Origin of the sequence: Streptomyces jumonjinensis (genome assembly GCF_009600885.1) — a bacterium.
GTDB classification, from domain to species: domain Bacteria; phylum Actinomycetota; class Actinomycetes; order Streptomycetales; family Streptomycetaceae; genus Streptomyces; species Streptomyces jumonjinensis.
Genome location: NZ_VCLA01000204.1, coordinates 40,301 through 46,564, shown reverse-complemented (window position 1 = coordinate 46,564; position 6,264 = coordinate 40,301). Strand labels below are relative to the sequence as shown.

7 protein-coding genes are annotated in these 6,264 nt (G+C 71.7%); 2 read left to right on the top strand and 5 right to left on the bottom strand.

Annotated elements, in window-relative coordinates; translation table 11 throughout:
- The coding region (locus FF041_RS37070) for a carbon starvation CstA family protein (protein WP_323393704.1) at positions 1-2,098 on the bottom strand (2,098 nt) is incomplete at its 3' end.
- A gap of 642 nt (positions 2,099-2,740) precedes the next feature.
- On the opposite strand from FF041_RS37070, the gene FF041_RS37065 reads away from it, so the two are divergent.
- Positions 2,741-3,334: an RNA polymerase sigma factor gene (locus tag FF041_RS37065; protein ID WP_194292359.1), complete on the top strand. Its 594-nt coding sequence runs from the start codon at positions 2,741-2,743 to the stop codon at positions 3,332-3,334.
- Positions 3,331-3,636, top strand: a complete 306-nt coding sequence (locus tag FF041_RS37060) for a hypothetical protein (protein WP_153527149.1) — start codon at positions 3,331-3,333, stop codon at positions 3,634-3,636. The genes FF041_RS37065 and FF041_RS37060 overlap by 4 nt, the downstream gene beginning before the upstream one ends.
- A gap of 47 nt (positions 3,637-3,683) precedes the next feature.
- On the opposite strand, the gene FF041_RS37055 is transcribed toward FF041_RS37060, so the two are convergent.
- From FF041_RS37055 to FF041_RS37040, 4 genes are all read right to left on the bottom strand, one after another.
- Positions 3,684-4,640: a hypothetical protein gene (locus FF041_RS37055; protein ID WP_153527147.1), complete on the bottom strand. Its 957-nt coding sequence runs from the start codon at positions 4,638-4,640 to the stop codon at positions 3,684-3,686.
- Positions 4,637-5,233, bottom strand: a complete 597-nt coding sequence (locus tag FF041_RS37050; protein WP_153527145.1) for an RNA polymerase sigma factor — start codon at positions 5,231-5,233, stop codon at positions 4,637-4,639. Before FF041_RS37050 ends, FF041_RS37055 begins: the two co-directional genes overlap by 4 nt.
- Complete coding sequence (locus FF041_RS37045) at positions 5,211-5,456, bottom strand: hypothetical protein (protein ID WP_153527143.1); 246 nt, start codon at positions 5,454-5,456, stop codon at positions 5,211-5,213. The genes FF041_RS37050 and FF041_RS37045 overlap by 23 nt, the downstream gene beginning before the upstream one ends.
- 146 nt (positions 5,457-5,602) lie before the next feature.
- A partial coding sequence (locus tag FF041_RS37040; protein WP_194292358.1) for a stealth conserved region 3 domain-containing protein occupies positions 5,603-6,264 on the bottom strand: 662 nt, incomplete at its 5' end.

Here is a 6,264-nt window from a genome sequence, read left to right as displayed (position 1 = left end):
TCGACGGGCGCACATCGAGCTTCGACTCCACATAAGGCGCCTCGGTGGTCGCGGGCGGGGTCGGTGAGCGCAGCGCGCGGACGCAGACCACTGCCGCGTTGGCGACGACCGTGGTCACCAGCACCACGAAGAGGATGATCAGCACACCGTCCACGGTGGAGTTGGTGACGATGGTGTGCATATCGTCCATGCTCTTGGCGGGCGGCAGCACCGTCCCCGCGTCGATGGCGTCCGCGAACCGGTCCCGCTGCGCGAAGAAGCCGACCCTCGGGTCGGGTGAGAACACCTTCTGCCAGCTGGCGGTGAAGGTGACCGCCACGGTGAAGGCGAGCGGGAGGCCGGTCACCCACGCCCAGCGGAACCGGCCCGACTTGATCAGCAGCGTGGTGGCCACGGTCAGCGCGATGGCCGCCAGCAGCTGGTTGGCGATCCCGAACAGCGGGAAGAGCTGGTTGATCCCGCCGAGCGGGTCGGTGGCCCCCGCGTAGAGGAAGTAGCCCCAGCCGGCCACGACCAGCGCGCTCGCCAGCCAGATGCCCGGCTTCCAGTTGACCCGGCCGAGCGGCTTCCAGACATTGCCCAGCATGTCCTGGAGCATGAACCGGCCCACCCGGGTACCGGCGTCGACGGTCGTCAGAATGAAGAGCGCCTCGAACATGATGGCGAAGTGGTACCAGAACGCCTTCATGCCCTCCCCGCCGATCACATCGGAGAAGATCTGCGACATGCCGACCGCCAGCGTCGGAGCTCCGCCCGTCCGGGCGACCAAGGTGCTCTCCTCGACCGCCTTCGCCGCCGCCGCCAGCTCCTGGGGCGAGATGGTGAAGCCGAGGCCGGCCACCGCCTGGGACGCCGACTCCACACTGGAACCGAGCAGTCCGGCCGGCGCGTTCATGGCGTAGTAGAGACCGGGGTCGAGCACGGAGGCCGCGATCAGCGCCATCACGGCGACGAACGACTCCATGAGCATGGCCCCGTAGCCGATCATCCGGACCTGGGACTCCTTCTCGATCAGCTTGGGCGTGGTGCCCGAGGAGACCAGGGAGTGGAAGCCGGAGAGCGCACCGCAGGCGATGGTGATGAACAGGAACGGGAACAGCGACCCCGCGAAGACCGGACCGTTGCCGCCCGAGGCGAAGTCCGTCACCGCGTCGGCCTGGAGCACGGGGGCGGCGAACAGCACACCGAGCGCCAGCAGCACAATGGTGCCGATCTTCATGAAGGTCGACAGATAGTCACGGGGCGCGAGCAGCATCCACACCGGCAGGACCGAGGCGATGAAGCCGTAGCCGACCAGACAGAAGACGAGCGTCGTCGGGCTGAGGGTGAAGGAGTCCGCCAGCGACGAGTTCTCGATCCAGCCGCCGCCCACGATCGCGAGCAGCAGCAGGACCACCCCGATCACGCTGGTCTCCAGCACCCGGCCCGGCCGGATGACATGCATGTAGAAGCCCATGAACAGCGCGATCGGGATGGTCATCGCGACCGAGAAGGTCCCCCACGGCGAGTGCGCCAGCGCGTTCACCACGACCAGCGCCAGCACCGCCAGCAGAATGATCATGATGACGAAGACGGCGATGAGCGCCGCCGCTCCGCCCACCTTTCCGATCTCGTCCCGGGCCATCTGCCCCAGACTCTTGCCGTCCCGGCGCATGGAGAGGAACAGGACCACCATGTCCTGCACCGCACCGGCGAAGATCACGCCGAAGACGATCCAGATGGTGCCCGGCAGATAGCCCATCTGCACCGCGAGCACCGGACCCACCAGCGGGCCCGCGCCCGCGATGGCGGCGAAGTGATGGCCGAGCAGCACCCGGCGGTCGGTGGGCTGGAAGTCGACGCCGTCCTCCAGCCGCTCGGCCGGGGTCGCCCGGGTGTCGTCGGGGCGCAGCACCCGGGTCACGATGAACCGGGAGTAGAACCGGTAGGCGATGGCATACGACCCGAGAGCGGCGCCGACCAGCCAGACGGCCGAGATCTCCTCACCACGGGCGAGGGCGAGCACACCCCAGCAGATCGCGCCGACGACGGCGACGGTCGTCCACAGCAGAACGGATTTCGGATTGGCCCGCGATAGGGGCGCGGAGGACCGCGACACGCTGGCTCCTTCACAGAGGCGATGGGTGACGGACAGTGGGACGTGAGACGGCGGGGTCAGCGCCCGGACCCGCTCACCGGAGCGGACCCGGGCGAGCGGCTGAGCGGCCGGCAGGGCTCCGGGCGCCCGGACGAGCTGATACCAGGAGAAGAACGGCACACCGGCCGGCCGGGGCCGCACCCCTGCGTACCAGGGCGCCCACAGCGGCGCGACCACGGGCGCGGGAAGAAGGAGTCCGGCCGCGACCCGGCGGCCCGTCCCCGGCCGCCGTGCCCCGGACGGCGGTCGTCTCCGGCCATGGGAATCCTCCTCCGTCACCCGCCGCCGGGCCCTGTTCCCCGCCGGTCTGTGGAAGAGTTGCCGACCTGCGCGATTTGGTTGACAGAAGACGCCGGGAAGATTTCCGGGCACCGCCCGCCCGGAGCTCCGGTACCCGCGAGGAAACCGGCGCGCACGTCGGCGCGGAACGAGCCACGGACGGTGAACGATGCCCCAAGGAGGCGCGGCGGCGGCCTTCCACCCGGTCGCGGTCGCGGGCGCCGCGCCGCCACGGGCCAGGGGCGTACCGGGCGGCCCGGACACCGCCTCCCTGCCCCCGCGATCCACCCATCAGACCCGGCCCGAGACGGGAACCAGCTCCCCATGAGACGGACATCGCGCGCCGGCCGCGCCCTCGCCACACCACGGCCCGCCGGGCCGATGGACGCCCGCGCACCCGAACTCCGCGCGGTCGCCGACCCCGCCGACCTGGACCGGGAAGAGGCCCTCGCCCGTCTCTTCGAACGGCACTACGCCTCGATGCTGCGCCTCGCCGCACTGCTGGGCGCCGACGACCCGGAGAACATCGTCGCCGAGGCCTACTACGAGATCTACCGCAAGTGGCGCCGACTGCGCGACGCCGACCGCGCCGAGTCGTATCTGCGCTCCGTCGTCTGCAACCTCACCCGGATGCGGATACGCCACCTCCAGATCGTCCGCAAGCACACCGAGCCGCCGGTCGCCGAGTGGGCGGCGTCCGCCGAGTACACCGCGCTGCTCCATGACGACCAGCGGGCGCTGATCGCGGCGCTCGGGCAACTGCCCCCCAGACAGCGCGAGGCGCTGGTGCTGCGTCACTGGATGGGACTGAAGGAAAGCGAGATAGCCAAGGCCATGGGGATCTCCACCGGCTCGGTCAAGACCCATACCGCGCGCGGCATCGCCGCCCTGACCCAGGTACTGGAGAACCGGCGATGACCGGCCCCGGCGCCGAGCCGGTCAGCGGCCCCGACACCGAACGGCGGCTGAGCGAGGCCATGGCGGCGCTCGCGGAGCAGGTGCACCCCGCCCCCGGCGCCTACCGGACCGCACGAGGGGAGTGGCGGCGCCGCGAACGCAGACGGCGGCTGGTCCTCGCCCTGCTGGCCGCCGTGGTCCTCGCCCTGGCCGTCATCGCCGGGCTCTGGCTGCCCGACTCGGCGCCCGACGGCTCCGGCCCGGTCTTCGACGGCGACCGGGACCCGGCCCCGACGGCTCCGGCCGCCCGCCCCGGAGGCTGAGCGCCCGGAGACTGAGCGCCCGGGGCCGCCGGCGCCCGGAGTACACGTCAGAGATCGGCCGCCACCGCGCTGTCGTACGGCTGCGGCCCCACCACCAGCACCCCGAGACCGTCGCCCGCCGCCAGCGACACCCGCCGGATCCGCTGCTCCCACCCCGGGGGCCAGGCGGTCTCCTCATCCCATCGCACACCCTCCAGCCGGACCCCGTCCAGGGCGACGGTGTGCAGATCCGCGCCCCTGAAGTCATTGCCCGCCTCCTCGGCCTCGGTGACCGCGCCGAGCAGCGACACCGCCGACTGATACGCCACATCGAGATCGTCGGCGAGATCCTCGGCCACCTCCAGCGCACCGGCCCAGGAGACCTCCCTGCCGCCCAGCCGGGGAATCAGCTCCGCCTCCAGCAGGGTGCGGGCGGCGTCCGCCGCGTCCATCAGCCGGGCGGCCCGCTCGGACAGCCGGGCCTGAGCCACCTCCAGATAGTCGTATCCGGTCAGCGCGGGCGGCAGCCGCCGCGCTCTCGGCAGCGCCAGCACCCGCCCCAGGTCGTCGCCCACCCGTGCCAGCCGCTCCCTGGACGTCTCCGGCAGCGACTCCGCCTCCAGCTGGACGATCAGCTCCTGCACGGCGTCGCGCGCGCGGCGCACCGACTCGTCCAGATCCTGCGGCCAGTAGTCCCGGGCGATCCGCAGCGCCTGCTCCCGGTACTTCAGCCGCACCGCCGCGGGACGCCGCATCAGCACGCCCGCGCTCCGGGCGAAACCCGCTCCCGCACCCCGCCGTTCACAGGCCAGCGCCGCCCGGCGCAGCCGCTCCGTACGCCGCACGACGGCCGAGAGCGTCTGCCGGTGCGCCGCCGCCAGCAGCCCGTCCAGAGCGGTGTCGGGATCACGCGGCTCCGGCGGGCCGCCCTGCCCCGTCAGACCGTCGTAGACCGCGATACCGAGCTGCTCGTGTGCCGCGTCCAGCAGCGCGTCGAGCCGGCCGGCCCCGCCGCCGTCGCTCATCGCTCCACCTCCCGTACGCCGGTCTCCGCCGGATCCTCCAGGTCCGCCGGACCCTCCAGGCCCAGCTGCGCCTTCAGCGTCGCCCGCGCCCGGGCCAGGTTCTGGCGCACCGCCTCCGGGCTGATGCCCATGGCCTGCGCGCTCTCCTGCGCGGTGAAGCCGTCCAGATTCCACGCCAGCGCGGCCCGCTGCTTGGCCGGCAGCCGCAGCAGCAACTCCACCACCCGGCGCTCCTCGGTGCCCAGCTCCGCGGCGTGCGCCGGGGTCTGCCAGTGCGCCGTCCGTACGTCCGGGATCTCCGCGCAGGGATCCTCGGGCCGCACCTGCTGCCGTAACCAGCAGCGCCAGGCCACCGTCCGCAGCCACGCCTTGGGATGGGTGATCCGGATGCCGGGACGGCACATCTGGGTGAAGGCGTCCTGGGCCGCGTCCTGCGCCTCGTTCCACGACGCCCCGTTCAGCAGCAGAAAGCGCACCAGACCCGGGAACTCGGCATGGTGGAGCTCCTCCGCCAGATCCCGGCCGCTGAGCACGGCCGGCGGGCTCTGCGGAGCCTCGGTGACCCGTAGTTCAGCGCTCGCCGCGTCCTCCATGACGGCTCACCCCGGCTCCGCCGAACGGGCCGTCGGCGGGCCCCCGCCCGGATGCGGCGGGACCGGCCGGAGCACCCTCGCGCCCCCACCGGTCCTGCCCCGCGAGCGTCCGCGCCACGATGTCCCGCACCATGCGCTCCAGACCGCGCCGCGCGGCTGCCGCCGTTCGTCCAACGGCGCCGAGCAGCACTATCGCCGCCGCCGCCGACAACACCAGATCCACGGAATCCTCCTGACACCCGGCCGGTGCCGACTCTGTGCGGCACCGGGATTCCTAGGTCGTGTCTTCAAAGTCCCGTCCCTTTGAAGACACGACCTAGTGCGCGGGAGCGCCGGATGTGTGACATCGCCCGCGCCGTCCGGGCGGTTTTACGCCGGGGCGCGCTCGAACGGGCCGGGCACCGGGAAGTACGCCTCCAGGAAGGGCCGGAGCAGTCGCGCCTGGCTCTCGACGTCCTCATCGCCGGAGACGGTGTCATTGATGCAGAACGCCTGCCGGTCACGGCGGGCCAGCAGCTGGCCGAGCCGTCTCCCGGTGTCCGGATGGGCGAGGTCGACATAGGCGTAGCTGATCCGCCCCGCGACCGCGCGGGAGGTCTGGTAGGCGTAGTAGTGGTGGAAGGAGGACGCGATCGACAGATCCTCCAGACTCCGGAACCGGCTGCCGGCGGTGGCCCGGTGACGGTCGGCGAAGACGCTCTCGATCTCCGCCAGCACACTGCGCCGCAGCGGGTACGGAATGTGCTTCATCTTATGCGTGATGACCGTCTGGAAGTGCGAGTCCAGCAGCGTCCGGTTGTTCTTGCCCGCGGCGGAGACGGGCACATCCTGATCGCCGGGCTCCCCCATGGGGATCAGCGCGGGGGAGGGGAAGAACTTGGTCAGCCCGTTGGAGTGGAAGAAGTCCTGCGGGGTGACGGGCCGGCCGAGGAACATGTCGTCGTTGAAGTAGAGGAAGTGCTCCGACAGCCCCTTGATGTGATGGAGCTGGCTCTCGATCGCATGGGAGTTGAAGGTGGGCAGCACCCGGG